This is a genomic window from Ferrovibrio sp. (assembly GCF_964218355.1).
Taxonomy (GTDB): domain Bacteria; phylum Pseudomonadota; class Alphaproteobacteria; order Ferrovibrionales; family Ferrovibrionaceae; genus Ferrovibrio.
Map to the genome: position 1 here is coordinate 37,999 of NZ_CAXPMC010000025.1, position 23,966 is coordinate 61,964.

At 69.3% G+C, this 23,966-nt stretch carries 26 protein-coding genes and 1 pseudogene; 15 read left to right on the forward strand and 12 right to left on the reverse strand.

Features of this window, described 5'->3' with window-relative positions:
- Window positions 1–31 precede the first annotated feature (31 nt).
- Window positions 32–946: a LysR family transcriptional regulator gene (locus ACEQZY_RS17820; RefSeq protein ID WP_370156214.1), complete on the reverse strand. Its 915-nt coding sequence runs from the start codon at window positions 944–946 to the stop codon at window positions 32–34.
- 106 nt (window positions 947–1,052) lie between these two features.
- Here ACEQZY_RS17820 and ACEQZY_RS17825 point away from each other — a divergent pair, with 106 nt between their 5' ends.
- The 3 genes from ACEQZY_RS17825 to ACEQZY_RS17835 all read left to right on the forward strand — a co-directional run bounded on the left by ACEQZY_RS17825 (window position 1,053) and on the right by ACEQZY_RS17835 (window position 2,939).
- Complete coding sequence (locus ACEQZY_RS17825) at window positions 1,053–1,844, forward strand: SDR family oxidoreductase (protein ID WP_370156216.1); 792 nt, start codon at window positions 1,053–1,055, stop codon at window positions 1,842–1,844.
- A 124-nt stretch (window positions 1,845–1,968) separates the two neighbouring features.
- Window positions 1,969–2,631 (forward strand): PadR family transcriptional regulator, encoded by a 663-nt coding sequence (locus tag ACEQZY_RS17830; RefSeq protein WP_370156218.1) that lies wholly within the window; start codon window positions 1,969–1,971, stop codon window positions 2,629–2,631.
- Window positions 2,628–2,939: a DUF3861 domain-containing protein gene (locus tag ACEQZY_RS17835; RefSeq protein WP_341705742.1), complete on the forward strand. Its 312-nt coding sequence runs from the start codon at window positions 2,628–2,630 to the stop codon at window positions 2,937–2,939. The genes ACEQZY_RS17830 and ACEQZY_RS17835 overlap by 4 nt, the downstream gene beginning before the upstream one ends.
- Before the next feature lie 24 nt (window positions 2,940–2,963).
- Here ACEQZY_RS17835 and ACEQZY_RS17840 read toward each other — a convergent pair whose 3' ends face one another.
- The 7 genes from ACEQZY_RS17840 to ACEQZY_RS17870 all read right to left on the reverse strand — a co-directional run bounded on the left by ACEQZY_RS17840 (window position 2,964) and on the right by ACEQZY_RS17870 (window position 9,090).
- Entirely contained in the window at window positions 2,964–3,776 is an 813-nt protein-coding gene (locus ACEQZY_RS17840; RefSeq protein WP_370156220.1) for an O-methyltransferase, read from the reverse strand.
- A gap of 74 nt (window positions 3,777–3,850) precedes the next feature.
- On the reverse strand, window positions 3,851–4,918 hold the full coding sequence (locus ACEQZY_RS17845; RefSeq protein WP_370156222.1) for a DUF2332 domain-containing protein: 1,068 nt from the start codon (window positions 4,916–4,918) through the stop codon (window positions 3,851–3,853).
- A gap of 43 nt (window positions 4,919–4,961) precedes the next feature.
- Complete coding sequence (locus ACEQZY_RS17850) at window positions 4,962–5,477, reverse strand: PAS domain-containing protein (protein WP_341705432.1); 516 nt, start codon at window positions 5,475–5,477, stop codon at window positions 4,962–4,964.
- Between the two features lie 158 nt (window positions 5,478–5,635).
- On the reverse strand, window positions 5,636–6,598 hold the full coding sequence (gene egtD / locus ACEQZY_RS17855; protein ID WP_370156224.1) for an L-histidine N(alpha)-methyltransferase: 963 nt from the start codon (window positions 6,596–6,598) through the stop codon (window positions 5,636–5,638).
- Between the two features lie 23 nt (window positions 6,599–6,621).
- A complete protein-coding gene (gene egtB / locus ACEQZY_RS17860; protein ID WP_370156226.1) occupies window positions 6,622–7,968 on the reverse strand; it encodes an ergothioneine biosynthesis protein EgtB in 1,347 nt (448 codons plus the stop codon).
- 136 nt (window positions 7,969–8,104) lie between these two features.
- On the reverse strand, window positions 8,105–8,347 hold the full coding sequence (locus ACEQZY_RS17865; protein WP_370156228.1) for a hypothetical protein: 243 nt from the start codon (window positions 8,345–8,347) through the stop codon (window positions 8,105–8,107).
- A gap of 59 nt (window positions 8,348–8,406) precedes the next feature.
- Window positions 8,407–9,090 (reverse strand): DJ-1/PfpI family protein, encoded by a 684-nt coding sequence (locus ACEQZY_RS17870; protein ID WP_370156230.1) that lies wholly within the window; start codon window positions 9,088–9,090, stop codon window positions 8,407–8,409.
- A gap of 71 nt (window positions 9,091–9,161) precedes the next feature.
- Between ACEQZY_RS17870 and ACEQZY_RS17875 the strand changes: the two genes are divergently transcribed.
- Complete coding sequence (locus ACEQZY_RS17875; protein WP_370156232.1) at window positions 9,162–9,644, forward strand: cupin domain-containing protein; 483 nt, start codon at window positions 9,162–9,164, stop codon at window positions 9,642–9,644.
- Between the two features lie 5 nt (window positions 9,645–9,649).
- Here ACEQZY_RS17875 and ACEQZY_RS17880 read toward each other — a convergent pair whose 3' ends face one another.
- Window positions 9,650–10,363 (reverse strand): TetR/AcrR family transcriptional regulator, encoded by a 714-nt coding sequence (locus ACEQZY_RS17880; RefSeq protein ID WP_341705519.1) that lies wholly within the window; start codon window positions 10,361–10,363, stop codon window positions 9,650–9,652.
- Between the two features lie 90 nt (window positions 10,364–10,453).
- Here ACEQZY_RS17880 and ACEQZY_RS17885 point away from each other — a divergent pair, with 90 nt between their 5' ends.
- The 5 genes from ACEQZY_RS17885 (at window position 10,454) to ACEQZY_RS17905 (ending at window position 16,201) form a co-directional block, all read left to right on the forward strand.
- A complete protein-coding gene (locus ACEQZY_RS17885) occupies window positions 10,454–11,728 on the forward strand; it encodes an MFS transporter (RefSeq protein ID WP_370156234.1) in 1,275 nt (424 codons plus the stop codon).
- Between the two features lie 242 nt (window positions 11,729–11,970).
- Window positions 11,971–13,137 carry an ABC transporter ATP-binding protein gene (locus ACEQZY_RS17890; protein WP_370156235.1) on the forward strand — a complete coding sequence of 389 codons (1,167 nt, stop codon included), beginning with the start codon at window positions 11,971–11,973 and terminating at the stop codon, window positions 13,135–13,137.
- Window positions 13,130–14,053 (forward strand): sugar ABC transporter permease, encoded by a 924-nt coding sequence (locus ACEQZY_RS17895; protein ID WP_341705203.1) that lies wholly within the window; start codon window positions 13,130–13,132, stop codon window positions 14,051–14,053. The genes ACEQZY_RS17890 and ACEQZY_RS17895 overlap by 8 nt, the downstream gene beginning before the upstream one ends.
- Complete coding sequence (locus ACEQZY_RS17900; protein ID WP_370156238.1) at window positions 14,050–14,886, forward strand: carbohydrate ABC transporter permease; 837 nt, start codon at window positions 14,050–14,052, stop codon at window positions 14,884–14,886. The genes ACEQZY_RS17895 and ACEQZY_RS17900 overlap by 4 nt, the downstream gene beginning before the upstream one ends.
- Window positions 14,887–14,926: 40 nt before the next feature.
- Window positions 14,927–16,201, forward strand: a complete 1,275-nt coding sequence (locus ACEQZY_RS17905; protein WP_370156240.1) for an ABC transporter substrate-binding protein — start codon at window positions 14,927–14,929, stop codon at window positions 16,199–16,201.
- Between the two features lie 78 nt (window positions 16,202–16,279).
- Here ACEQZY_RS17905 and ACEQZY_RS17910 read toward each other — a convergent pair whose 3' ends face one another.
- Window positions 16,280–18,385 (reverse strand): thioredoxin domain-containing protein, encoded by a 2,106-nt coding sequence (locus tag ACEQZY_RS17910; RefSeq protein ID WP_370156242.1) that lies wholly within the window; start codon window positions 18,383–18,385, stop codon window positions 16,280–16,282.
- 64 nt (window positions 18,386–18,449) lie between these two features.
- Between ACEQZY_RS17910 and ACEQZY_RS17915 the strand changes: the two genes are divergently transcribed.
- Genes ACEQZY_RS17915 through ACEQZY_RS17940 form a run of 6 tightly spaced genes read left to right on the forward strand, consistent with a single transcriptional unit; the run spans window position 18,450 to window position 22,820 of the window.
- Window positions 18,450–18,713 (forward strand): DUF6489 family protein, encoded by a 264-nt coding sequence (locus ACEQZY_RS17915; protein WP_341705199.1) that lies wholly within the window; start codon window positions 18,450–18,452, stop codon window positions 18,711–18,713.
- A 17-nt stretch (window positions 18,714–18,730) separates the two neighbouring features.
- Window positions 18,731–19,090 (forward strand): (2Fe-2S) ferredoxin domain-containing protein, encoded by a 360-nt coding sequence (locus tag ACEQZY_RS17920; protein WP_341705198.1) that lies wholly within the window; start codon window positions 18,731–18,733, stop codon window positions 19,088–19,090.
- Window positions 19,091–19,142: 52 nt separating this feature from the next.
- A complete protein-coding gene (mnmE, locus tag ACEQZY_RS17925) occupies window positions 19,143–20,489 on the forward strand; it encodes a tRNA uridine-5-carboxymethylaminomethyl(34) synthesis GTPase MnmE (protein WP_370156244.1) in 1,347 nt (448 codons plus the stop codon).
- Between the two features lie 6 nt (window positions 20,490–20,495).
- Complete coding sequence (locus tag ACEQZY_RS17930; RefSeq protein WP_370156246.1) at window positions 20,496–21,785, forward strand: SDR family oxidoreductase; 1,290 nt, start codon at window positions 20,496–20,498, stop codon at window positions 21,783–21,785.
- The gene (locus tag ACEQZY_RS17935; RefSeq protein WP_341705602.1) at window positions 21,782–22,261 is read left to right on the forward strand and encodes a DUF2269 domain-containing protein; all 480 of its coding nucleotides are present in this window, start codon (window positions 21,782–21,784) and stop codon (window positions 22,259–22,261) included. The genes ACEQZY_RS17930 and ACEQZY_RS17935 overlap by 4 nt, the downstream gene beginning before the upstream one ends.
- Before the next feature lie 4 nt (window positions 22,262–22,265).
- Complete coding sequence (locus ACEQZY_RS17940) at window positions 22,266–22,820, forward strand: GNAT family N-acetyltransferase (RefSeq protein WP_370156248.1); 555 nt, start codon at window positions 22,266–22,268, stop codon at window positions 22,818–22,820.
- 32 nt (window positions 22,821–22,852) lie between these two features.
- Here the strand turns inward: ACEQZY_RS17940 and ACEQZY_RS17945 are convergent, their stop codons facing one another.
- A complete protein-coding gene (locus ACEQZY_RS17945) occupies window positions 22,853–23,356 on the reverse strand; it encodes a PAS domain-containing protein (RefSeq protein ID WP_370156250.1) in 504 nt (167 codons plus the stop codon).
- Window positions 23,357–23,612: 256 nt separating this feature from the next.
- A pseudogene (locus tag ACEQZY_RS17950) lies at window positions 23,613–23,966 on the reverse strand (right-handed parallel beta-helix repeat-containing protein); the annotation flags it as partial.

A 23,966-nucleotide genomic window follows, 5' to 3' on the forward strand; every position in this document is an offset into this window, starting at 1 on the left:
CCTGCCCGGGAATGGCCGCAGGCCGGCGGGCTCACATGTCCGCGGCGATCTCCCCGACGAAATCCAGGAAGGCACGCAGCCTGGCCGGCGGCAGGCTGCGGCCGCGGTGGAAGGCGTAGAGCGGGAAGGTCTCGTCCGGCCAGTCCGGAAACAGGTCGACCAGCCGGCCCGCCGCCAGATGGTCGCGGATATAGAAGGCCAGCGGCTGGGCGATGCCGGTGCCGGCCAGGCAGGCGGCCAGCAGGCTGTGGGTGTCGTTGACCAGCAGCCGGCCCCGCGCCGCCACCGGCACCACCTCGGCGCCGCGCCGGCATTCCCAGGCAAAGGGCTGGCCGCCGGCAGTGTCGCGCAGCAGGATGCAGTCATGGCCCGCCAGGTCGCGCGGATGCCGCGGCCGGCCGCGGCGGGCCAGATAGGCGGGGCTGGCGCAGGTCACCACCCGGGTGTCGGCGATGCGGCGGGCAATCAGGCCGGCGGGCAGCTGCGGCGACGGGTCGTCGAAGCGCAGGGCGAGATCGAAGCCGTCGGCCACCAGGTCGCCGAGCCGGTCGCGGGTCTCGATGTCCAGTTCGATCTCCGGATACTGCGCGAGGAAGCCGCCGAGCCGCGGCAGCAGCAGGAAGCTGCCCACTGCGGCATCGACGCTGACCCGCAGCCGGCCGCGCACCGCCGCGGCGCTGCCGGCGGCGCGGGTGGCGGAATCCTCGATCCCGGCCAGCAGCGGCGCCACCTCGTCATAGAAGCGGCGGCCCTCGTCGGTCAGGCTGACCGCCCGGGCGGTGCGGTGGAACAGCCGCACGCCGACGCGCTGTTCCAGCCGGGCGATGGCGCGGCTGACCCCCGAGGCAGTGAGGCCGAGCCCCTCGCCGGCCCGCAGGAAGCTGCCGGCCTCGACCACGGCGACCAGCACGCCGATACCCGACAGCAGGCGGCCGTCGAAGCTCATTTGCGTGATTCCAGATCAATCATGGCCTGACAAAGTTGCGCTCACGTCATTCTGGGTCAAGCCCTAGCTTCGCTTCTGCCGGCTCGCGGCACAGAAAGGACAGCGCATGACCACATCCCCCCAGACCAGTACAGCCCATCCCGGCAGCACGGGCCGGACCAGGACCAGCCAGACCAGGGCTGCCATTGTCACCGGCGCCTCGCGCGGCATCGGTCGTGCCCTTGCCGAAAGGCTGGCCGCCGACGGCTTCGCGGTTGCCGTGAATTATGCCAGCCGCGCGGCGGATGCCGAGGCGGTGGTGGCCGCCATCGCGGCCGCCGGCGGCCGCGCCATCGCCGTGGCCGCCGATGTCTCCGATCCCGCCGCCGCCCGGCGGCTGTTCGACGAGACGGAAGCCGCGTTCGGCGGCATCGACCTGCTGGTCAACAATGCCGGCATCATGACCATGCTGCCGGTGGCCGGCGCCGATCCCGGCGCGGTGCAGCGCGAATTCGCCGTCAACCTGATGGGCAGCTTCAACACCATGCAGCAGGCGGCCAACCGGCTGCGGGCGGGTGGCCGCATCATCAATTTCTCCACCAGTGCCATTGCGCTGGCGCTGCCGGGCTACGGCCCCTATACGGCCACCAAGGCGGGGGTGGAGATGCTGACCCGGGTGCTGGCCAGGGAACTGAAGGGCCGCGACATCACGGTGAATGCCGTGGCGCCGGGCCCGGTGGAGACAGACCTGTTCCTGAACGGCAAGACCGAGGAGCAGATCCGTTTTCTTGCCGGGCTCAATCCCTTCGGGCGTCTCGGCCAGCCCGGGGACATCGCCGGGCTGGTGTCTTTCCTGGCCGGGCCGGAGGCCGGCTGGGTCAACGGCCAGGTGATCCGGGCCAATGGCGGGATGGCCTGAGCCGGAAAACGGAGGGGGGTGCCGGCCGGTGCCCCCCTTGTCAGATGCCGCTTGACTCCCATATCGCTCACTGTATCTTACGATACATCAAAAGACCCAACGAGGGATAAAAGGAGTTTCCCAGATGCATTCCCTGTTCAAGGAGGCCCTGCGTGAGCATGTCGCGCACAAGCTGATGCACCGCCGGCGCGGCCGGCACGGCTTCGGCGGCCCCGGCGGTTTCGCCGCCGGCATGTTCGGCGAGGCCGGCCTCGGCGGCCGCGGCTTCCGCGCCAGCCGCCTGGTCGGGGCCGAGGACCTGCAGCTGCTGATCCTCGCCCTGCTGGCCGACAAGCCGCGCCACGGCTATGAGATCATCAAGGCGCTGGAGGAGCACAGCCACGGCTTCTACACCCCCAGCCCCGGCGTGACCTATCCGGCCCTGACCTATCTGGAGGAGATCGGCTTCGCCACGGTGGCGGCCGAAGGCGCCAAGAAGCTGTACAGCATCACCGGGGAAGGCCGGGCCCATCTCGATGGCCAGCGGGCCCGTGCCGAGACCATGCTGGCCGAACTGGCCCGCATCGGCGAGCGCATGGCCCGCGCGCGCCAGTTCTTCGCCTGGGGCGAGGATGGCGAGGAAGCCGTCGACGGCGAGCCGAACAGCCTGCGCGGCATCCGCCACGCCCTGCGCCACCTGCTGCGCGAGAAGGCCGAGGCGGCGCCGGAGGAGCAGCGCCGGGTGATCGACATCCTCGCCCGTGCCATCCGCGAGATCCGCGGTGCGCAGAAGGATGACGGACGATGAAAAGGGGCCACCGCTACCGCGTCACCGTCGAGCATCTCGCCACGCCGCAGGGCGACGGCGAGACCAGTCCGCCGCTGAGTTTCGAGGCGGTGAACCATGACGACGTGCTGGGCATCGCGCGGCGCATCACCGCCGGCGGCGCCTATGCACCGGATGAATCCGCCGCACTGGCGGTGGGGCTGAAACTGTTCACCGAGGTGATGCTGGCCCATCGCGACGATCCGCTGTTCGGCGAGCTGCAGCCGGCGATGCGGCAATTCATCGGCCGTCTGAAGGAACGCAGCCGCGCGGCCACCGCCGCCGGATAGGCTGCGGCCAGGCGATGCCGCAGGTCAGGCGGGCTGGTGGCGGGCGACCAGCGCCAGCGAGGTGAAGGGCGTGCCCTGGCGGGCTGGCCAGGGCAGCCGTCCGAAAGGCAGCACGGTGATGGCGGGGCATTCCGCCATGATCCGCTGCAATGCCCAGAAGGGCCCGCCGATCATGCGGCCATCCGGCGTGATCGGCCGGGCATCGGCGAAATAGTCATGCAGCAGGATCGTGCCGCCGGGCCGCAGCACCCGCAGCGCCAGCGCGACATCCTCGTAGACGGCCCAGGCCTTGTGGCTGCCATCGAGAAACACGAGGTCGAAGCGGTTGGCGGTTCCGCCCATGTACCGGTCCGCCGGCATGGCGTGGAACTCTGCCAGATGGGCGAGGCCGAGGCGCGCGAGATTGTCGCGCGGACAGGCCGCCATGCCGGCAGCGCGCCAGGCGGCATCGGGCGCATTCACATCGGCGATGTCGACCGAGACGATGCCGGCATCGCCGGTGCCGCCCAGCGACTGCAGCGCCGTGGCGAGAGCGAGGATCGATGAGCCGATATGGGTGCCGATCTCGAGGATGCGCCGCGCGCCCAGCGTCCGCACCAGATGGAACAGGGCGCGGCGGTCGCCGGGATTGATGCCGCCGGCACCATGGGTGTCATTGACCAGCGCGGCGATGGCGGCGGCCGGTTCCGGCCAGGCTGCCGCGCTGGCCGGATCGGCGACAATGGCGGCCGGATCGATGGCGGCTGCCGGCCGCAGGGCATCCGGCGCCAGCGGCAGGCCTGGCCGCCGCTGCAGCTGCAGCAGGTCGGGAGGCAGGCCGGGGCTGGCGAGAAGCATGGCCGGGTTATCCCACCCGGCCGTGACAGCGGCAATCGCGGTCTGCAGCGGGCGTGACGGCCGATACAGCCTTTTCAGCCGTCCCAGCGGATCCAGCGGCCGTGATAATCCACCACCGCCAGCTGCCGGGTGATGCCACCGGGCCACAGGGTCAGCTTCAGCTCGGCCCCGTCGCTGGCGGCGCCGGTTTCCGCCCGCAGCCAGGCCAGCGGCGCCTCTGCCGTCGCCGCCGCGCCGGCCAGTTCGATTGCTTCGGCGATCCGCTGCTGCTCGTCGGCGGGCAGATACTGCCAGACGATGGTGTGATACAGCACCAGGCAGGCATCGGCGGGCCGCGCCGCCAGTTCGCGGATGACGAAATCGCCGGCGCCGATGGCTTCCGGCGGCCGGCCATGGATCGCGGCATGTTCGAGGGCGGTGGCCACCCGCTCCAGCCGCGGCAGCTGGTCGGCCCAGATATAGGACAGCAGCCGCTTGCGCTGCTCGGGGTCGCGCGGATCGATCGGCCGGATGTCGCAGCCGGCGCGGCTGTGCAGCCGGATCTTCGCCGTCGCCGGCAGCGCGCCCAGCCAGTCCGCCCGCAGCAGCAGCGGCGCCGTCATCGGATCGCCGTGGCACCAGCTGCCGAAGTCATAGGCGTAATCGTCCCACAGCAGGTTGAGCCCGGCACTGGCGCCCACCTCGCGCAGGGCCAGCGCGCAGCCGCCGGTGGCGGCGCTGATCGCGAGGAAGCCGCCGAGCAGGATGGCCGAGCGCAGCGGATCGTTGGTCTGCGGCGGCCCCTGCAGATACTGGTCCAGCAGGGCGCTGTGCCGGTCGAGGGTGCCGGCGACCAAGGCGGGATCGAGCCGCCCGGCGGCATAGGCCACGGCCAGGTCGGCATCGCCGTCCAGCACCACCCGGTGCAGGGCGCCGGCGACGCGCAGGGCCAGGGCATCGGCGGCCGGATCGCCCGGCCAGGCGCGCAGCTTTGCCGCCCAGTCCGGCGGCTTCCGCTCCGTCAACTGCCGGTCCGGTGCCGGGTGCTGCCGCAGCAGGCCGGCCAGGATATCCAGCAGGGCCGCGGTCAGCGGCGAACCCAGGGCCTGGCAGGCGGTCGCCTGGCGGCTGAAATGCTGCGGAATCGTCTGGGGCGGCGACATCGGCCCCCATCAAAGCGGGTCGCTGCCCGGCTGTCGAGGGCAGTCAGGCGATCATCAGGCCGTGGCTGTCGTAGCTGACCGAGATGCCGAGCACGATGTCGACGGTCCTGCCGTCGGCGGCCAGCGGCAGCATCAGGTTCTCGGTATCCCGCCAGCTGCCGTTTTCCAGCGGCATCGGACCGCGCCGCCAGGTCGGCTGGCCGTCATGGGTGACGGCATAAAGCCGCGAGCGGTTGGCGGCCCAGGCCAGCGGGCGGACCTCGTCATACCAGCACTGGGTGACCTCGAAGCCGAGCACGGCGACGAACCGCGTGCCGGCCAGCCGGTAGCGGAAGCGCCAGGGATCGCGCTGCACATCGAGCATCCAGATCCAGGGCAGGATGCCGCGCAGGCCGACGGGATCGACCCCGGCGCGGCTGGGCAGCCGGCCGTCATGGCAGCGGCTCTGCCAGTGGCCGAACAGCAGGCGAAGATGCGGATGCCAGCCCGGCGCCGGTGTTGCGACGACCTGCCAGCCGGTGCCGGTGCGCGTCGGCTGCGGCAATGTGCGGGGGTCCATGTTCATGCCCCGGATATAGAGCAGAACACCGCCACCGGCGCCCGTTACGATGCGGTAATGTAACCGCGTTTACACCCTGCGACACCGGGGGACACGGTGGAGAGGATCGCCGGCCGGCCGGCTCGCGCGGAGAGCGCGGCGGGGCCGGTCTGCCGGCGTCAGCGCGGCGCTTCCAGCCAGTGGATGCTGAACAGGGCGTCCGGATCGCACCAGGCCTGGGCCGGGCGTAAGCCGGCCCGCCGCGCGAGGTCGCGGAAGCCGTCCAGCGTGTATTTGCAGGAATTCTCGGTATGGATCGATTCACCGGCCGCAAAGCGATGGCGCGCGCGGCCGATCCGCACCGTCTGCGCCACGCGGCTGACCAGATGCATCTCGATCCGCTGCCGGCGCGGTTCGTAGAAGGCGTAATGGTCGAAGCGGCCGGGATCGATGTCGCTGTCCAGCTCGCGGCCGATCCGCTGCAGCAGGTTGAGGTTGAAGGCGGCCGTCACGCCGGCGGCATCGTTGTAGGCGGCATGCAGCAGCGCCGGGTCCTTCACCAGGTCGACGCCGATCAGCAGGCCGCCGCCGGCCAGCAGCCGCGCCGCGCCGCGCAGGAAATCCAGCGCCTCTTCCGGCGTGAAATTGCCGATGGTCGAGCCGGGGAAGAAACCGGCGCGGCGGCCGCTCGCCGGCGGCAGCGCGAGGCCGGCCGTGTAGTCGGCCACCACCGGACGGATGTCGAGTGCCGGATAATCGGCTGCGAGTTTTGCCGCCGCCGCCCGCAGGTGGCTGCCGGAAATGTCGATCGGCAGATAGGCGGCGGGCCGGTCCAGCGCATCGAGCAGGAAGCGGACCTTGCGGGTCGAGCCGGCGCCGAACTCGATCAGCTCGGCACCCGGCCCGATATGGCCGGCCACCGCTGCGGCATGGCGCTGCAGCAAAGCGGTTTCGGTGCGGGTCGGGTAGTATTCCGGCAGGCTGCAGATCTGGTCGAACAGCGCCGAGCCGCGGGCATCATAGAAGTATTTCGACGGCAGTGCCTTGCGGCGGCGGCGCAGGCCGGCCTGCACGGCGGCGGCAAAATCGTCATCGGCGGCAGGCTGTCCCGGGCGGGTGATGATGGGCGCGAGCTGGTTCATGAACGCGTCTCCTCAGATTGTCGTCAGATGTCGTCGGCGAGGCGGATGCCGGAAAACTGCCAGCGCGCGGCCGGCGGAAAGAAATTGCGGTAGGTGATGCGGATATGGTCCGCCGGCGTGGCGCAGGAGCCGCCGCGCAGCACCTGCTGGCCGATCATGAATTTGCCGTTGTATTCGCCGGCCGTGCCTTCCAGCGGGCGGAAGCCGGGATAGGGTTCGTAGGCCGAGCGCGTCCATTCCCAGACGCCGCCCAGCATGCGCAGGCCGGGCGCGGCAGACAGGCGGCGCGGATGGGCGGCAGCCGGATCGAGGAAGCCGCCGTCGCCGCGCACCAGCGGCGAGCCGGCGGCATGTTCCCATTCGGCCTCGGTGGGCAGCCGGCGGCCGGCCCAGGCGGCATAGGCCATCGCCTCGTGGAAGGAGACATGGCAGACCGGTTCGGCCGGATCGAGCGGACGCCGGCCCTGCAGGGTGAAGACCTGCCAGATGTCCCGGCCGGCAGCGTCTCCGGCCCGCGACCAGTAGAGCGGTGCCTGCCAGCCCTCGCGCTGCACCGTCGCCCAGCCCTCCGACAGCCAGAGATCGGCGCGGGCATAGCCGCCGTCGCGCATGAAGGCGAGATACTCGCCGTTGCTGACCGGCCGGCTGGCAATGCGGAAGGGCTGCAGCAGCACATTGTGGCGCGGGCTTTCGTTGTCGAAGGCAAAACCGTCGTCCGTATCATGACCGATGGGATGGATGCCGCCGCGGAAGCCGATGAATTCCATCGGTGCGATGTCTGTCGCCGGCAGGTCCGGCCGCGGCGGCAGATACGCCGGCGCGAAGGCATGGCGCGACAGGCCATGCCTGAGATCGGTGAGGATCAGCTCCTGGTGCTGCTGTTCATGGGCGAGGCCGAGTTCGAGGACGGGCCGCAGCCGCGCCAGCGCGGCGGTGTCGGCGCCGGCCAGCAGGCTGTCCATCGCGGCATCCACATGGGCGCGGTAGCGGGTGACGGCCGCGGCCGGCGGGCGGCTGAGCAGGCCGCGTTCGGGCCGCGCCTGCCGTTCGCCCAGGGCCTCGTAATAGGAATTGAACAGGTAGTGGTACTGCGGGTCGAACACCGCATAGCCCGGCAGATGCGGCAGCAGCAGGAAGGTCTCGAAGAACCAGGTGACATGGGCGCGGTGCCATTTCACCGGGCTGGCATCGGGCATCGACTGCAGCATCTGGTCTTCCGGCGACAGCGGCGCCGCCAGCGTCTCGGTCAGCTGCCGCACCGCGCGGTAGCGGGCGGCAAGGCCGGCGGCAGTGGCGGCGGTGTCGAGGCCGGCGCCCGCAGGGCTGGGGATGCTGCTGCCGGCTGCCTGGCCGGCCTGTCTGTCGCTCATGGTCCGCGTCCTCCGGGCTGGAAGAGCGGCGACTCTACCCCGGTCCGGGCGGGCGCGGCATGAAAAAACCGTGATCAAAAACGGAAACTGTGATGACCGTCAAAACGGCTGCAGGCTGCTGACAGATTCCGGCCGGCTATTCCCCGGGCGTCTCCTCAAAGCGAACCCAGCTGATCCGCAGACTCTCGGCCGGCGAGGCAAAATGCAGCAGCCGCGCCTTGTAGCGGTCAGCGCCGGCAGAAAAGGCTTCGCGCTTGATGCGGGCGATGGCCTGTTCCATCTGGTTGACGACCCAGCGGTCGGCTTCGGAGCCGTCGTCGGCCTCGCGCCCGCGCACGGACGCGAACATCTCTCTTGCCCATTGCCGCGACGACTTCATTCCCTGGCCTCCCGGTGCGCTTGCGATACCGCACTATACGTCAGAGGCCTGTGACGGGATCATGACCGGCCGGACCCATGTCCGGAAAATAACCGTGCAGATGTGCCCGTTCCCACGTCCGGCGCGGGTAGAGGCGTGATCGGTTGTGCGGCTGTCAGGCCGGTGGCGGCAAAGACATGGGCCACCATCGCATCCTTCTCGCCCACCGGCGCCACATAGTGGAGAATCCGGGCCGCGGTTCCGGCATCGGCCAGCCGCGCCAGCATCCAGGTCGCCAGATAGCTGGAGGCGAGGCAGCCGCCGGCAGTGGCGATGCGCTCCCCGGCATGGAAGGGGCGGTCGAGCACGGTGACGCCGCGGGCCTCGAGATGGGGCCGGGTCATGCTGTCGCTGCAGACCGGCAGGGCACCGAGCAGGCCCTTCGCCTGCAGCAGCAGCGATCCCGAGCATTGTGCGCCGATCAGCTGGCGCGCCGGATCGAGATGCAGCTGCGCCAGGAAATCCGCATCGGCCGCATATTGTGCGGTTTTCACGCCGCTGCCGACCAGCACGGCATCGGCTTCGGCCAGCCAGGACAGCGGCTGCTGGATGCCGACCGGCACGCCGTTCATGGAGGTGACGCTGCGGCCCGGGCCGGTGATCCGCACCTGCCAGCCGGGGGCCTTGTGGCGGCAGAGCATGGCGAAGGCGACGAAGCTGTCGATCTCGTTGCAGCCTTCAAGGGTGAGCACGGCAATCTTCATGGCGGGGGTCCGGGGGGCGGGATATCCTGGCAGCAGTATATCGATGCCGCGGCGCGGCCGGGAGGGCTGACATGGCACAGGGCGGAAATCGGGCCGGACCCGCGGCCGGGGAAGCGGCGTGGCGCGCGGCCGTGCGGGTGGTGCGGGCTGCCGACACCGCCGGCGCCATGACCGGGCCGGGCGGCAGCGGCCGGGCCACGCTGTTCGACTTTGCCGGCACCGGCGGCGGGCCGCCGGATCTGGCCGGGCGCACCTGGATCGGCCGCGTGGTGCAGGCCGCCGGCAGCAGCACCGGACCGCATCATCATGGCCGCCACGAGGCCGTGATCCACGTGCTGCAGGGCCATGCCGAGATCCGCTGGGGCGCGCGGCTCGAATACATGGCCGGGATCGGACCGGGCGACAGCGTCTATTTCGCGCCCTTCGTGCCGCACCAGGAGCGCAATCTCTCCGCCGCCATGCCGGTCGAGTATCTGGTGGTGCGCAGCGACGGCGAGCGCCTCGTCGAGGCGCTGGACATCGTGCCGGCGGCACAGCCGCAGGCGGCCGGCTGAAGGCGTCAGTCCGCCTTCTGTTTTTTCTTCTTTTTCTTTTTGGGTTTTGCCGTCGGGCTGCCGGCGGCGCCGGCATCCATGCCAGCATCCGTACCCGTGGCCGCATCGATCAGCATGGTGGCCGCCTGCAGCGCCGCCTGTGCCGGCCCGGCCTCGCCGAACAGCTGGCCGGTGACGAAGCTGCCCTCGATCAGCAGCATCAGGGCATCGCCGAGCTGGTCCGGGTCGCGGGCGCCCATGGCCGCCGCCATCTGCCGCAGCACGCCGCGCAGCTCCGCCTTGTGATCCTGGGCCACAAGGCGGGCCGGGTGATCGGCCTCCGGATACTCGATGGCGGCATTGGTCAGGCCGCAGCCGCGATAGCCGCCGGCGCTGGCGCGTTTGCCCATCCGCTCGAAATAGGCGAGCAGGCGGGCGCGCGGATCGTCGCTGCCGGCCCGGTCCAGGTCGGCCCGGAACCACTGCCAGAAATCGGTCGAATAGTCGCGCAGATAGGCGGCGGCCAGCTCGTCTTTCGACGGAAAACTGCGATAAAGGCTCGGTTTGGTGACCCCGGCACGGGTGACGATCTCCTCGACGCCGACGGCCCGGATGCCCGCGCGGTAGAACAGCTCGCGGGCGGTCTTGCGGATGCGGTCGGCCGCGCGCGGCGCCGCCGGCTTGCCCCCGGCAGCGCCGGTCTCCGCGCCGTCCTGTCCCGGTTCCGTCTTGCGTGTCATCGCTTTATTGCACCAGTGCAATTTTGGAACTTGACCATGTAACCGATCGGTACCTATATGGGGGCCGTCTGAAACGTACCGGTCAGTAACATGAACATAGCACGCAAGCTCGTCCCCGGCCAGACCTATGCCTTCGTGGTGGTCGGTGTGATCTTCCTCGCCCTGCTGGCCGCCGCCGGCCTGCGTGCCACGCCGGGCGTGCTGATCCTGCCGCTGGAAAAGGCCTTCGGCTGGGACCGCGACACCATCTCGCTGGCCGCCGCGATAGGCATCTTTCTCTATGGCCTGATGGGGCCGTTTGCCGCCGCTTTGTTCCAGAGCTTCGGCATCCGCCGCACCATGGTCTGGGCACTGGCGCTGATGGCCTTTGCCACCTTCCTGTCGGGCTTCATGAGCGAGGCCTGGCACCTGATCGCCACCTGGGGCGTGATGTCGGGCGTCGGTTCGGGCTGCGTCGCGCTGGTGCTGGGCGCCACCGTGGTGAACCGCTGGTTCGTCAGCCATCGCGGCCTGATCATGGGCATTCTCACCGCCAGCACCGCCACCGGCACCCTGGTCTTCCTGCCCGGCCTTGCGGCGCTGACCGAGGCCTATGGCTGGCAGCCGGTGGTATGGGTGATCGCGGCCTGCATGGCGGCGCTGATCCCGCTGGTGCTGTGGCTGCTGCCCGAGCGGCCGGCCGATATCGGCATGGTGCCCTATGGCGCCGACCCGGCCGCCGTGCAGACGCAGGCGGCGCCGCAGAACCCGCTGGTGCTGGCTTTCGGCGCGCTCGGCCGGGCCGGCCGCAAGGCGGATTTCTGGCTGCTGTTCGCCACCTTCTGGATCTGCGGCTTCACCACGAATGGCTTGGTCGGCACGCATCTGATCTCGTTCTGCGGCGACATGGGCATCGCCGCCGTTCAGGCGGCCGGCCTGCTGGCGCTGATGGGCATCTTCGACCTGGTCGGCACCACCGGCTCGGGCTGGCTGACCGACCGCTACGATCCGCGCAAGCTGCTGTTCATGTATTACGGCCTGCGCGGCCTGTCGCTGATCTACCTGCCCTATACCGATTTCTCGCTGGCCAGCCTGTCGGTCTTCGCGATCTTCTACGGGCTGGACTGGATCGCCACCGTGCCGCCCACCGTGAAGCTGTCGGTGGAAGCCTTCGGCGAGCGCGACGGCCCGATCGTGTTCGGCTGGATCGCCGCCGGCCACCAGCTTGGCGCCGCCTCGGCCGCCTTCTTCGCCGGCGTGATGCGGACCCAGCAGGGCGACTATCTGCAGGCCTTCATCATCGCCGGCATCACCGGCGTGATCGCCGCGATCCTCGCCCTGATGATCCGCGGCAGGAAAGGCGGCACGGCCCTCGCGGCGGCGTAAGCCGCCGTGGCAGAAGGGGCTGGCTGCGGCCTGACGCGGGCGCCATCCATGAACAGGCGCCATCCATGAAGGTGGCGGAAGCCGGCGGCCGCGCGACCGGACCGTGCAGCCGCCGCCTACAATGGTTGCGGAGGTCTATACGGAAGCCCGGCGGCAAAGAAAGCTTCAACGCGGTGCCACGAAACTGAAAATCGGCGGCCTGTACTACGGCTGCAGGAATTGCCTGCATGCCGAGGCCGCCAATGGCACAAGTTCTGCTCCGGTCCATCGAGAAATCCTTCGGTGAGACCCGTGTCCTGAAGGGCATCGACCTGGCCATCGAAGATGGCGAGTTCGTCTCCCTGGTCGGCCCGTCCGGCTGCGGCAAGTCGACCCTGCTGCGCATCATTGCCGGGCTCGAGCACCAGGATGCCGGCAGCGTGACCATTGGCAGCCGTGCTGTCGATGGCGTGCGCGCCAGCGACCGCAACCTGTCCATGGTGTTCCAGTCCTATGCGCTGTATCCGCATCTGACGGTCGCCGAGAATATCGCGGTGCCGCTGCGCATGCGCGAACTGGACATGTGGCAGCGCCTGCCGCTGCTGGGCCGTTTCCTCCCCGGCGCCGGCGACCGCCTGCGCCATATCGGCGCCGCCGTGGACGATGCCGCGCGCATGCTCGACATCACCCATCTGATGGACCGCCGGCCCGGACAGCTTTCAGGCGGCCAGCGCCAGCGCGTCGCACTGGGCCGCGCCCTTGTGCGCCGTCCGGATGCCTTCCTGCTGGACGAGCCGCTGTCCAACCTCGATGCCAAGCTGCGCGTCCATACCCGGGCAGAGATCGCCGAACTGCACCGCCGGCTGGGCGCCACCTTCATCTATGTCACCCATGACCAGGCCGAGGCGATGACCATGTCGGACCGCATCGCCGTCATGATGGATGGTGCGCTGCTTCAGGTCGCGACGCCTGACGAAATCTACAACAATCCTGCCGATATCCGGGTGGCCGGTTTCATCGGCTCGCCGCAGATGAACCTGCTGCCGGTGCGGCAGGACCATGATGGCACCGTCGTGGTGCAGACGGCGCGGCTGCCCCTGCACGTGAGCACGCCGCAGCCGGGGCTGACCCTGGGCGTCCGGCCCGAGGCGGTCCGTGTCGCCGGCCATGGCGGGGCATTGCAGGGCTTTGTCCGCCATATCGAGAATCTCGGCTCCGAACTGTTCGTGCAGGTCGGCGATACCGGCGCGGCAGACCGGATCGTTGCCCGCCTTGAGCCGGCCGAAGGCCGGCATCTGTGTGTCGGCATGCCGGTCGGGCTCGGCTTCGATCCTGCCCGGACCATTCTCTTCGGCGAGGATGGCCGCCGCGTGCCGGCCGAGGCCATGACCGGCGCGGTGCCGGCCGGCCGGGGGCTGGTTCATGGCTGAGCTGGCCGCACCGCCGCTGCGCCGCCCGGCGATCTGGCCGGCGCATCTCTACGAGCGGCTGGCCGGCGGCCTGCTGGCGCTGCCGGCGATGGTGCTGATGGCCCTGCTGCTGGTGGGACCGGTGATGGCCGTGGTGCTGATGTCGTTCACCGACTACCAGCTCGGCGCACCGGCCTTCGCCTGGATCGGTGCCGACAATTATCTCGCGCTGCTGGGCGACCGCGTGTTCTGGAAATCGCTGGGCAACACCCTGCTGTACGTTGCCATCGTGGTGCCGGCCTCGGTCGGTCTCGGCCTTGGCGTCGCGCTGCTGGTCGAATCCCGCGACAGCCTGCGCGGCTTCTACCGGGCGGTCTTTTTCATCCCGGTGATGGCAACCCTGATCGCCACGGCGATCTCCTGGGAATTCATGCTGCATCCGCAATTCGGCCTGGTGAACCTGCTGCTGCGGGCAGCGGGCTTCGGGGCGCAGAACTGGCTGCAGGACGCGAAGCTGGTGCTGCCGGTGCTGGCGACGATCGGCATCTGGCAGTCCTTCGGTTTCAACATGGTGCTGTTCATGGCCGGCCTGACCGCGATCCCGCGGCATCTCTACGAGGCCGCCGAACTGGATGGCGCGCGTTCGCCCTGGAGCCGGTTCCGGCTGGTGACCTGGCCGATGCTTGGCCCGGTGACGCTGTTTGTCGTGGTGATCAGTGGCATCCGCTCCTTCCAGGTTTTCGACACCGTGCAGGTGCTGACCAAGGGCGGGCCGAACAAGCATTCGGAAGTGCTGCTCTACACCATGTATGCCGAAGGTTTCGAGTTCTTCCGCTCCGGCCATGCCGCCGCCATCGCCGTCGTCTTTCTCGGTTTCGTGCTGCTGCTGACCCTGCTGAAGACCTGGGCGATCGAGCGCCAGGTGCATTACCGATGACCCCGGCCCTGCGCGACACCGTCTTTTCCGGCCTGCGCCATGCCGCGCTGATGGCCGGCGCGCTGGTGGTGCTGATGCCGTTCATCTGGATGCTGGTGACGGCGATGAAGCCGCCGCAGGAAATCTTCATCGACCAGATCCGCTTCTGGCCCGGGCAGATGTACCTGCTGGAAAACCTGCATGAAGCCTTCACCAAGGCGCCGCTGCTGCGCTACCTGCTGAACGGCGTGATCGTGACGGCGGCGATCCTGGCGATCCAGGTGATGGTGGCGTTTCCGGCCGCCTATGCGCTGGCCAAGCTGCGCTTTCCCGGCCGCCGGGTGCTGTTCGGGCTGGTGCTGCTGTGTCTGCTGATTCCGCCGCATGCCATCGCCGTGCCGCTGTTCCTGCTGTTCCACCAGATCGGCATCCTCAACAGCTATGCCGCGCTGATCCTGCCCTTCACCATCTCGGTCTTCGGCATTTTCCTGATGCGGCAGTTCTTCCTGACCGTTCCGGACGACCTGATCGACGCCGCGCGCATGGATGGCCTGTCGGAATTCTCCATCGTCTGGCGGGTGATGCTGCCGACCGCCATTCCGGCGCTGATCGCGTTCGGCATCTTCTCGGTGGTCGCGCACTGGAACGACTATTTCTGGCCGCTGATCGCGGTCAATTCCGAGCATCTCTATACGCCGCCGCTGGGAGTCGCAGCCTTCCGCAACGAGGAGGCGGGCACCAGCTACGGCCCGCTGATGGCCGCCGCAACAGTGATCATCCTGCCGCTGGTGGCTGCCTTCCTGATGGCCCAGCGCCGGTTCATCGAGGGCATCACCCTGACCGGCATGAAGTGAGCACGCGTTCCGCTTTTCCCGTCCAGCCAAGGAGAGAGACATGAAACACACCCGAATTGCAGCCGCGGCCGCCGCCGCCTTCATGCTGGCCGCCGGGGCGGCCAGCGCCGCCACCGAGGTGGTGATCCAGTATCCCTACGGCGAGCTGTTCAACGAGACCCACAAGCAGATCGTCGCCGAATTCGCCAGGAAGCATCCCGACATCAAGGTGACGATGCGGGCGCCCTATGAATCCTATGAGGAAGGCACCCAGAAGGTGCTGCGCGAGGCGATCACCAACCAGATGCCCGACATCACCTTCCAGGGCCTCAACCGCCTGCGCGTGCTGGTCGACCGCGGCATCGCCGTCGGCCTCGGCAAGTACATCAAGGCCGAGAAGGATTTCGAGGCCGAGGGCTTCCACCAGGCGATGTTCGACATCGGCACCATGAAGAACGAGGTCTACGGCGTGCCCTTCGCCATCTCGCTGCCGGTGGCCTATTACAATCTCGATCTGGTGCGCAAGGCCGGCGGCAATCCTGACAAGCTGCCGACCAGCTGGGATGAGGTCTTCGCCCTGTCGGCCAGGATCGACGCGCTGGGCGGCGACATCAACGGCATGAGCTACACCTGGAACATCACCGGCAACTGGCTGTTCCAGGCCCCGGTCTTCAGCCAGGGCGGCAGCATGCTGAACGCGGACGAGACGAAGGTCGCCTTCGACGGGCCGGAGGGCCAGTGGGCGATGAAGCAGCTCGCCCGCATGGTCACCGAGGGCAAGATGCCCGACTACCGCGAGGCCGACCTGCGCGCCGCCTTCGCCGCCGGCAAGACCGGCATCCACTTCACCTCGACCTCCGACCTCGCCAAGATCACCGGCATGATCGGCGGCAAGTTCGACCTGAAGACCGCGAAGTTCCCCGATGTGAAGCCGGGCGTCGGCCGGCTGCCGGCCGGCGGCAACCTCGCCGTCATCCTGTCGAAGGATCCGGCGCGGCAGAAGGCGGCCTGGGAGGTGCTGAAATTCTGGACCGGCCCCGAGGGCGCCGCCATCGTGGCCAAGACCACCGGCTACATGCCGCCCAACAAGAAGGCCAACGAGGTGTATCTGAAGGACTTCTACGAGAAGAATCCGAACAACTACACCGCGGTGACCCAGCTGCCGCTGCTGACCAAGTGGTATGCCTTCCCGGGCGAGAACGGCCTGAAGATCACCGACGTGATCAAGGACCACATGCAGTCCATCGTCAACGGCAGCCGGGCGAAAGAGCCGCTGGTGGTGCTGAAGGAAATGGCCGCCGACGTGCAGGCCCTGCTGCCCAGGAAGACCAACTGACGCTGCCGCCTTCCGCGGACAAAGCGAGAGCCGGGCTTCGCCGCCCGGCTCTTGTCTTTTCTCACACGGCCACTCTTCTCATACGGCCCGGGTCGCCTTCAGCGAGGCGGCGAGTTCGCCGGGGCTGGTGACCGGCAGGCCGCAGGTGGCGCCGATGCAGACATAGGCGGTGGCGCGGCCGTCGATCTGGGTCTTGCCGGTGGCGGGATGCGTCTCGGGCAGGGCCGCATCCGGCGCGACGACCTGCAGGATGCGGTTGGGCACCGACACCGTGTAGGCCGCGCGCAGCAGCGCCTCGGTCTCCGGCTCGCCGCGGCGGCCGATGATCGCCACCTGCACCGCGTTGGCGAAGAGATCGAAGCCGTTCAGATAGGCGGCCATCGGGAAGAAATTGCGGGCGACATCGCCGGCGAAGGCATCGAGCAGCGACTGCGCGCGTTCGCGCCAGGCGATCTCGCCGGTCAGGTACCACAGCCGCGCGAACACCCCGACCAGCTGGCCGTTGCCCGAGGGCGTGGCATTGTCGGCCGCCGTGCGGGTGCGGGCCACCAGCGTCTCGGCATCGCGGGCGGTGAGGAAATAGCCGCCATTGACCGCATCGGCATAGCCGGCTTCCACCGTCTCGCCCCAGCGTTTCGCCTGCGCGAGATAATCCGGATTGCCGGTGGCCTCGAACAGCGCGAGGCCGGCCCCCATCATCGCCGCGTAATCGTCGAGCAGGCCGGGGAAGACCAGCTGGCCGGCCCGCCAGGAATGGCCGAGCCTGTCGTCGCCCACCGCCATGGTGCCGGTGACGAAGCCCCAGGCGCGTTCCGCCGCCGCCAGCCAGTCCGGCCGGTCATACTGCAGGGCGAGGCCGGCCATGGCCGCGATCATCAGGCCGTTCCAGTCGGCCAGCACCTTGTCGTCCCAGCCGGGCTTCACCCGTTTCTCGCGGGCGGCGAACAGCACGGCGCGGGCCGCGGCCAGCTTCGCTTCGGTCGCCGCATCCTTCAGCACGGGATCGCGGCTGCGGCGCAGGATGGTCTTGTGCTCCCAGTTGCCCTGTTCGGTCACGTCATAGGCGGCACAGAACAGCGGTGCCGCAGCGCCCAGCAGGGCGTCGATCTCGGCCTTCTGCCAGACATAGAACCGGCCTTCCTCGCCTTCCGAATCCGCGTCCTGCGTCGCCGCGAAGCCGCCGCCGCCATTCGCATCCCCGGCGATCATCTCGCGCAGCAGCCAGCCGACGGTTTCCTCGATGCGCGCGCGCAGCAGCGGATCCTGCGTCTCCGCCTCGACCAGCGCCATATGGGCGAGAAGCTGCGCATTGTCGTAGAGCATCTTCTCGAAATGCGGCGCCAGCCATTCGGCATCGGTGGAATAGCGGGCGAAGCCGCCGCCGAGATGGTCGTAGATGCCGCCCTGCGCCATCTGCGTGATGGTGGTGACCACGGCCTGTTTCGCATCCGCGCTGCCGCTGCGCAGGTAATGCCGCCACAGCAGGTCGAACAGCCCGGTCTGCGGAAATTTCGGCGCCCCGCCGATGCCGCCCTGTCCGGGATCGACATGGGTCAGCAGCTGCGCCGCCACCTGGTCCAGCACCTCGGTCGACAGGGCCAGCCGGTCGCGTGACTGCGGCTTGGCCAGGTTGCGCAGGCCGCCGACCAGCATCTTCACATTCTGGGCGATGGCCGTCCTGTTGTCGTGATAGGCCTCCGACACCTTTTCCAGCACCTCGGTGAAGCCGGGGCGGCCGAAGGCGGGGCGGGCGGGAAAATACGTGCCGCCCCAGAAGGGCTCGCCCTTCGGGGTCAGGAACATGGTCAGCGGCCAGCCGCCCTGCTCGCCCAGCAGATGCAGCGCGTTCATGTAGATGGCGTCGATATCCGGCCGTTCCTCGCGGTCGACCTTGATGTTGACGAACAGCCGGTTCATCACCGCGGCGATCTCGGGATTCTCGAAACTTTCATGGGCCATCACATGGCACCAGTGGCAGGCGGCATAGCCGACCGACAGCAGGATCGGCCTGTCGGCGGCCTGGGCGGCGGCCAGTGCCTGGGGCCCCCAGACCTGCCAGTGCACCGGATTGTCGCGATGCTGCTGCAGATAGGGCGAGGCGGCCCGGTCGAGATTGTTCCGGCCAAGGTCTATCTCGGCGCCGGGATTCTGCGGGTTGGTCCCTGACAAGGGGTCGCCGGCCATGCTAGGTATTTGTCCCTGCTTGCTTCTCGGGTCTTGCGGCCCCTCTCTCGCGGAGCGCCTGGAGATGAAGATAACAGTCAATGTCGACTGCACGCCAGAGGAAGCGCGCCGCTTCCTCGGCCTGCCGGACGTGCAGCCCCTGCAGGATGCGGTGATGCAGCAGATGCAGGACCGCATCCTGTCGTCGATGCATGCCATGGACCCGGAAACCCTGCTGAAGACCTGGGCGCCGATGGGTCTGCAGAATCTGGAGCAGATCCAGAAATTCTTTTTCAGCCAGCTGCCCGGCGGCTTTGGCGGCAATGGCAACGGCGACAAGAAAAAATAGCGGAAAACCGATCCCCGATGACCCGACTGCCCGAAGATCCAGCCGCCTATTTCGCCGCCCACGTGTTCGTCTGCACCAACGAGCGGCCGGCCGGCCATCCGCGCGGCTGCTGCAGGGCGAAGGAGTCCGAGAAGCTGCGCAACTACATGAAGGTGCGCGCCAAGGAACTCGGCCTGAAGGGCGTGCGCATCAACAATGCCGGCTGTCTCGACCGCTGCGAACTCGGCCCGACCCTGGTGGTCTATCCCGATGGCATCTGGTACCGCGCCGAGACCTTCGCCGATATCGACGAGATCCTCGAAACCCATCTGCAGCAGGGCGGCCGGGTGCCGCGCCTGATGCTGATGCCCGAGGACGGGCCGCCGCCCAAGGGCTGATGCGGGTGCGGGCCCGGCCGGCGGCTGATGAAGGAGGGGATGGACCCGGCGCATGACTGATACCGCCACCATCTATGCGCTGTCCTCGGCGCCCGGCCGTGCCGGCGTGGCGGTCGTCCGCCTCAGCGGTCCCGCCGCCGCCGAGGCCGTGCTGGCGCTGACCGGCCGCGAGGTGCCGAAGCCGCGCACCGCCAGCCTGCGCCGCCTGAAGGATGCCGACGGCGCCATGATCGACGAGGCGCTGGTGCTGTGGTTCGAGGCGCCGGGCAGCTTCACCGGCGAGGATGTGGCCGAGCTGCATCTGCATGGCGGCCGCGCCGTGCTGGCCGCCCTGTTCGCGCGGCTGTCGCAGCTGCCCGGCCTGCGCATGGCCGAACCGGGCGAATTCAGCCGCCGCGCCTTCGAGCATGGCCGCTTCGACCTGACGGAAGCCGAAGGCCTCGGCGACCTGATCAATGCCGAAACGGAAGCCCAGCGCAAGCAGGCCCTGCGCCAGATGCGCGGCGGCCTCAGCGATCTCTACGAGGGCTGGCGCACCCGGCTCACGCACGCTCTGGCGCATCTGGAAGCCGATATCGATTTCGCCGACGAGGACCTGCCGGAAGGCGTGGCGGCGGAAGTGAAGCCGCAGCTGGCCCGCCTGCGCGAGGAGATCGCCGCCCATATGGCCGACAGCCGCCGCGGCGAGCGCCTGCGCGACGGCCTGATGGTGGCGATCCTGGGCGCGCCCAATGCCGGCAAGTCGTCGCTGCTGAATGCACTGGCGCAGCGCGACGCGGCCATCGTCTCGGATATTCCCGGCACCACGCGCGACATCATCGAGGTGCATCTCGACCTCGGCGGCTATCCGCTGATCCTTGCTGACACGGCGGGGCTCAGGGACAGCGCCGACCGCATCGAGGGCGAGGGTGTGCGCCGGGCGCTGGCCCGCGCCGAGGCCGCCGACCTCAAGATCGTGCTGATCGATGCCGCCGATTTCGTCGCCGGCGACATCCCGGCCGCCACGCGCGACCTGATCGATGCCGATGCGCTGGTGGTGGCCAGCAAATGCGACATCACCGAGGTGCCCGAGGGCGAGGCGGTGAACGACCGCGACGTATATCCCGTGTCGGTGAAAAGCGGCGCCGGCCTGATCGCCTTCCTCGATGCCCTGCGGGCCGAGGTCGAATCCCGCATCGGCCTGACCGGCAGCGCGACGATCACGCGGGCCCGCCACCGCACGGCGCTGGAAGACTGCGTCGCCGCGCTCGACCGCTTTCTCTCCGGCGCCAGCAATACCGCGGAACTCGCCGCCGAAGACGTGCGTCTCGCCGCCCGCGCGCTCGGGCGCATCACCGGGCGGATCGACGTGGAAGACCTGCTGGATGTGATCTTCCGCGACTTCTGCATCGGGAAATAGCCTTTCATGCGCGTCCTCGTGCTCGGCGCCACCGGCTTCATCGGGCGGCATGTCACTGCCGCCCTGCTGGCGGCGGGCCATGATGTGATTGCCGGCGGCCGGCGGGCGGACGAAGCCCGGCGGCGCTTTCCCGGCATCGGCACGCTGGACTGCGATCTGGCCCGCGACACCGATCCGGCGGTCTGGCGGCCGCGCCTGGCCGGCATCGGTGCGGTGGTGAATGCGGCCGGCCTGCTGCGCGGCCGCGGCATCGAGGCGGTGCATGCCACCGGCCCGGCGGCTTTGTTCGCGGCTTGCGCCGCGGCCGGCGTGACGCGGGTGATCCACATCTCGGCGATCAGCGCCGATGCCGGCGCCGGCACGGATTACGCGGCCAGCAAGCTGCGCGGCGAGCAGGCCCTGCGCGCGCAGGGCGGTCTCGACTGGGTGATCCTGCGGCCCTCGCTGGTCTGGCACCAGGGCAGCTATGGCGGCACGTCGCTGCTGCGCGGGCTTGCGGCTGTGCCGGGCCTGCTGCCGCTGGCCGGTGCGGGCGAAGCGAAGTTCCAGCCGATCCATGCCGATGACCTCGCGCGCTGCGTCTGCGATCTGCTGGCGGATCGCCGGCTGCGGCAGGTGACGCTGGAGCCGGCCGGGCCGCAGACGCTGGACCTGCGTAGCATTCTCCTGCAGCTGCGGGCCTGGCTCGACCTGCCGCCGCCGCGCCTGGTGCTGCCGGTGCCGATGGCGCTGGTTGCGGCGCTGGCCCGGCTGGGCGATGTGTTCGGCCGCGGCCCGGTCAGCAGCAATGCGCTGCGCCAGATGCAGCATGGCAATACCGGCGATGCCGCCGGCTTCGCCCGCGCCATGGGCTGGGTGCCGCAGACGATGGCGCAGGCGCTGGCCCGGCATCCCTCCCATGTGCAGGACCGCTGGCAGGCGCGGCTCTACTGGCTGCGGCCGGCGACGCGGCTGGCGCTGGCGCTGCTGTGGCTGATCTCGGGACTGGTCGGGCTGCTACAGCCGGCGGAAACCGTGCAGCCGGTTCTGGCCGGGCTCGGCCTGCCGGGCGGCTGGGCACTGCCGCTGGCGACCGGATTTTCGCTGCTGGATGTCGCATTGGGTCTCGGACTGCTTCTGCGGTGGCCGGGCGCGGGCCGGCTGACGCTGCTGCAGCTGGCCGTGGTGCTGGGCTATACGGTGGTGCTGGGCATCGCGCAGCCGGCTTTGTGGCTGGAGCCCTACGGCCCGCTGCTGAAGAACCTGCCGGTGCTGGTGCTGATCGGCATCCACTGGGTGCTGGACGACGACAGATGACCGATCCGTATCTTCTCGTGAAATGGCTGCATGTGCTGAGCGGGGCCGTGCTGTTCGGTACCGGGATCGGCATCGCCTTCTTCCTGTGGGCGGCGCATCTGGGCGGCCAGGTCGCGACCATCGCCGGGGTCGCCCGGCTGGTGGTGCGCGCCGACTGGATCTTCACCGGCACCGCCGGGCTGCTGCAGCCGCTGACCGGCGTGGCGCTGATCCGGCTGGGCGGCTGGGACCCCCAGGCCGGCTGGCTGATGCTGACCTATGGCCTGTATGCGCTGGCCTTCCTGTGCTGGGCGCCGGTGGTCTGGCTGCAGCTGCGCATCCGTGACATGGCGGTGGCGGCGGCGCGGGACGGCACCGCCCTGCCGCCGCTGTACCATGTCTACCTGCGGCGCTGGTTCCTGCTCGGCTGGCCGGCTTTTGCCGGATTGCTGGTTGTGTTCTGGATGATGCTGGCCAAAGCTGTGCCGGGAGCCTGATGCCATGACCGCTGTCGCCTTTCCTGAACTGACCACCGAACGCCTGATCCTGCGGGCCTTCCGCCGCGAGGACGAAGCCGCCTTTGCCGAATTCGCGGTGGCGGAAGACTTCTGGCGCTTCCTGCCCGGCCCGGCGCTGGACCGCGCGCTGGTCGCGCGCTTCATCGCCGCGCGGGTCGCCGAGGCTGAGCGGCCGGGCCTGCGCGACTGGATTTTCTGCGTCGAGGAGATCGGCCTGGGCCGCGGCATCGGCATGGTGCGGCTCAGCATCGCCAGCCCCGAGCATCGCCAGGGCAATATCGGCTTCTCGCTGGACGGCCGCCTGCGCGGGCAGGGCTATGCGTCGGAAGCCATGCGGGCGCTGCTGGGCTACGGTTTCGGCAATCTCGGCCTGCACCGGATCACGGCGCTGGCCGATACCGAGAATGCCCGCAGCCATGCGGTGCTGGAAAAGCTGGGCTTCCGCCGCGAGGGCAGCCTGCGCGAGAATTTCTTCGTGCGCGGCCAGTGGCGCGACAGCGACCTGTTCGCCCTGCTGGGCAGCGAATGGCGCGGCTGAGATCCTAGTCCGGGCCAGTCAGTCCGGGCCCCTCAATCCGGGCGCGGCAGCGGCAGCAGGATGCCGAGGATCATGTCGACGGTACGGCCGTCGCTGGCCAGCGGCAGGCCGAGCCGGCCGACATGGATATGCTCGCGGTCCGGCGCCGCATGGGCCGAGGCGGCATAGCCCGGCCTGCCGCTGTCGACGATGGCATCGAGGCCCGCGCCGCGCGACTGGTAGAGATCCGGCGCGATGGTCTCGTCATAGAAGCGGCCGGTATCGTCGCGCCCGGGAATGGCGGCGATGGCGCTGCCCATCAGGCGGAAGCGGTAGCGTCTGGCGCCGTCGGCCGCCGTCACCACCTCGAACAGCACGATATGCGGCAGCAGGTCGCGCGGCATCTCCAGCGGATCGATCTGCGCGCGGCCGGGCAGGCGGCCATCGATGATGCGGGCCAGCCAGTAGGCATGCAGGCGGACAAAGCCGGAATGCGCCTGCACCGCGGCATCGGGCAGGGCGAGGCTGTCCGGCGTGGCGAGGGAACCGGCGGTCATTGCCCGGAGTCTAGGCTGCGGCAGGGACCGGATGCAATCAGGCGGCCCGGGCCAGCATGGCGGTGCCGAGCAGGATGAACAGCAGGGTGAGGACCAGCAGCGGACCGGTCAGGCGGTTCATGGCGCGGCCCTCCGTGAGCCTTGCAGTGAGCCTTGCGGGAGGCGGAACCGCGTCAGGCTGCCGGCGGAATATGGCCGGCGCGGGGCGTCACGGCGGAGATTTTGCGCCGGGCGCGCTGGCCGCAGCCTCCCGGGTTCAGGGGCAGCTGAGATTGGTGAAGCCGACCGAGCCGGTCGGGGCGGCCGAGAAATTGCAGGCTCCGCTGCCGACGGCCGTGTTACCCGTCGAAGCGGCGTTGAACGACGTCGTGCCGCTGCCGGTGATCACGCGGTTTGTGCCTGAGGTTGATGTCGAGATGGTGTTGTCGGTGATCGTGAGGTTGGTTGCGGCATCCACGATCATGCCGACCACGCCGGCGCTGCCGGACGTGGCCGTGATCGCGTTGCCACGGATCACCATGTTGGTTGTGGTACGGGCATCGATGCCGATCCCGCCGCCGGCCCCGGAACTGGTGATGGTGGTGTTCTCGATGGTCACGCCCGAGCGGCC

Excerpts from the sequence above, each read along its gene's own strand:
- ACEQZY_RS17820 (WP_370156214.1), bottom strand. The coding sequence starts at position 946 with ATGAGCTTCGACGGCCGCCTGCTGTCGGGTATCGGCGTGCTGGTCGCC.
- ACEQZY_RS17825 (WP_370156216.1), top strand. The coding sequence starts at position 1,053 with ATGACCACATCCCCCCAGACCAGTACAGCCCATCCCGGCAGCACGGGC.
- ACEQZY_RS17830 (WP_370156218.1), top strand. The coding sequence starts at position 1,969 with ATGCATTCCCTGTTCAAGGAGGCCCTGCGTGAGCATGTCGCGCACAAG.
- ACEQZY_RS17835 (WP_341705742.1), top strand. The coding sequence starts at position 2,628 with ATGAAAAGGGGCCACCGCTACCGCGTCACCGTCGAGCATCTCGCCACG.
- ACEQZY_RS17840 (WP_370156220.1), bottom strand. The coding sequence starts at position 3,776 with ATGCTTCTCGCCAGCCCCGGCCTGCCTCCCGACCTGCTGCAGCTGCAG.
- ACEQZY_RS17845 (WP_370156222.1), bottom strand. The coding sequence starts at position 4,918 with ATGTCGCCGCCCCAGACGATTCCGCAGCATTTCAGCCGCCAGGCGACC.
- ACEQZY_RS17850 (WP_341705432.1), bottom strand. The coding sequence starts at position 5,477 with ATGGACCCCCGCACATTGCCGCAGCCGACGCGCACCGGCACCGGCTGG.
- egtD (WP_370156224.1), bottom strand. The coding sequence starts at position 6,598 with ATGAACCAGCTCGCGCCCATCATCACCCGCCCGGGACAGCCTGCCGCC.
- egtB (WP_370156226.1), bottom strand. The coding sequence starts at position 7,968 with ATGAGCGACAGACAGGCCGGCCAGGCAGCCGGCAGCAGCATCCCCAGC.
- ACEQZY_RS17865 (WP_370156228.1), bottom strand. The coding sequence starts at position 8,347 with ATGAAGTCGTCGCGGCAATGGGCAAGAGAGATGTTCGCGTCCGTGCGC.
- ACEQZY_RS17870 (WP_370156230.1), bottom strand. The coding sequence starts at position 9,090 with ATGAAGATTGCCGTGCTCACCCTTGAAGGCTGCAACGAGATCGACAGC.
- ACEQZY_RS17875 (WP_370156232.1), top strand. The coding sequence starts at position 9,162 with ATGGCACAGGGCGGAAATCGGGCCGGACCCGCGGCCGGGGAAGCGGCG.
- ACEQZY_RS17880 (WP_341705519.1), bottom strand. The coding sequence starts at position 10,363 with ATGACACGCAAGACGGAACCGGGACAGGACGGCGCGGAGACCGGCGCT.
- ACEQZY_RS17885 (WP_370156234.1), top strand. The coding sequence starts at position 10,454 with ATGAACATAGCACGCAAGCTCGTCCCCGGCCAGACCTATGCCTTCGTG.
- ACEQZY_RS17890 (WP_370156235.1), top strand. The coding sequence starts at position 11,971 with ATGGCACAAGTTCTGCTCCGGTCCATCGAGAAATCCTTCGGTGAGACC.
- ACEQZY_RS17895 (WP_341705203.1), top strand. The coding sequence starts at position 13,130 with ATGGCTGAGCTGGCCGCACCGCCGCTGCGCCGCCCGGCGATCTGGCCG.
- ACEQZY_RS17900 (WP_370156238.1), top strand. The coding sequence starts at position 14,050 with ATGACCCCGGCCCTGCGCGACACCGTCTTTTCCGGCCTGCGCCATGCC.
- ACEQZY_RS17905 (WP_370156240.1), top strand. The coding sequence starts at position 14,927 with ATGAAACACACCCGAATTGCAGCCGCGGCCGCCGCCGCCTTCATGCTG.
- ACEQZY_RS17910 (WP_370156242.1), bottom strand. The coding sequence starts at position 18,385 with ATGGCCGGCGACCCCTTGTCAGGGACCAACCCGCAGAATCCCGGCGCC.
- ACEQZY_RS17915 (WP_341705199.1), top strand. The coding sequence starts at position 18,450 with ATGAAGATAACAGTCAATGTCGACTGCACGCCAGAGGAAGCGCGCCGC.
- ACEQZY_RS17920 (WP_341705198.1), top strand. The coding sequence starts at position 18,731 with ATGACCCGACTGCCCGAAGATCCAGCCGCCTATTTCGCCGCCCACGTG.
- mnmE (WP_370156244.1), top strand. The coding sequence starts at position 19,143 with ATGACTGATACCGCCACCATCTATGCGCTGTCCTCGGCGCCCGGCCGT.
- ACEQZY_RS17930 (WP_370156246.1), top strand. The coding sequence starts at position 20,496 with ATGCGCGTCCTCGTGCTCGGCGCCACCGGCTTCATCGGGCGGCATGTC.
- ACEQZY_RS17935 (WP_341705602.1), top strand. The coding sequence starts at position 21,782 with ATGACCGATCCGTATCTTCTCGTGAAATGGCTGCATGTGCTGAGCGGG.
- ACEQZY_RS17940 (WP_370156248.1), top strand. The coding sequence starts at position 22,266 with ATGACCGCTGTCGCCTTTCCTGAACTGACCACCGAACGCCTGATCCTG.
- ACEQZY_RS17945 (WP_370156250.1), bottom strand. The coding sequence starts at position 23,356 with ATGACCGCCGGTTCCCTCGCCACGCCGGACAGCCTCGCCCTGCCCGAT.